Source organism: Flavobacterium sp. YO12 (assembly GCF_004119495.1).
Taxonomy (GTDB): Bacteria; Bacteroidota; Bacteroidia; order Flavobacteriales; family Flavobacteriaceae; genus Flavobacterium.
In genome coordinates this window covers 1-774 of record NZ_NRQU01000148.1, presented here as the reverse complement: position 1 = coordinate 774, position 774 = coordinate 1, and the positions used below count along the sequence as shown (strand labels likewise).

Below are 774 nucleotides of genomic sequence, written 5' to 3'. Positions count from 1 at the left end.
CGACTATATATCTATCGTTACTAAACTTCAAGAGGATAATCAGGCTGATAATTTAATTTTAGATGATAATGGTAATTTAAGTATTAAAAATAAAACAGTAATTTCAAAAATATTTAGAATTAACAACCTGTTTTATTTCAATTTGAGATTCAGAAATATTTATCTGAAATTTAAAGTAATATTCTAGATTCTAAATTATAATTGATATTTAATAAAAAGCGCAAACCATAAGTTTTGCGCTTTTTTTAATTGTATATAAAAAGAAAAATCGCTTATTTCAATTTCATCAATTTTTCTAAATACTCAGCTTTTTCTTTTTCTGCCTGAACCAAACGTTCGTAAAGCTCGACGACTTTATCAAGAGGATTGAATGTGCAATTATTATTAGTGTTATTTAAATAACCATTATTAGCACTATTATCGTAAAAGTTATTAAAGAAATTAAAAACAGATTCTTCTGTAAAATTTTCAATTGCTTCTACGGTTACGCCAAGCGCTTTTGCAATTTGCACTAATTTATCAAATTCGACAGTTTCGCTGGTTTCAATGTTCGAAATAGTTTGTTGGGTTGTGCCAATAGCGTCAGCAAGTGCTCCTTGTTTCATGCCGCGAAGCTCTCTTATTCTGCTGATATTTCGGCCAATATTTCTGGGTCTGGTTTCTGTGCTCATAATTCAAAGATATTTATTTTTTTGAGAAAAATAGCTTTCCGTAAAATACAAAATCGATTTGATAAATTACGGCTTTAGATATTTGTAAATAGTAAATATATTC

At 28.0% G+C, this 774-nt stretch carries 2 protein-coding genes; one reads left to right on the top strand and one right to left on the bottom strand.

Features of this window, described 5'->3' with window-relative positions:
* The coding region (locus tag BOW55_RS21120; RefSeq protein ID WP_206733642.1) for a hypothetical protein at window positions 1-187 on the top strand (187 nt) is incomplete at its 5' end.
* Between the two features lie 85 nt (window positions 188-272).
* Here the strand turns inward: BOW55_RS21120 and BOW55_RS20695 are convergent.
* The gene (locus tag BOW55_RS20695; RefSeq protein ID WP_129026338.1) at window positions 273-671 is read right to left on the bottom strand and encodes a helix-turn-helix transcriptional regulator; all 399 of its coding nucleotides are present in this window, start codon (window positions 669-671) and stop codon (window positions 273-275) included.
* Window positions 672-774 lie beyond the last annotated feature (103 nt).

What these genes read in the sequence shown, in the direction of transcription:
- BOW55_RS20695 (WP_129026338.1), bottom strand. Translation starts at nt 671, where the DNA reads ATGAGCACAGAAACCAGACCCAGAAATATTGGCCGAAATATCAGCAGA.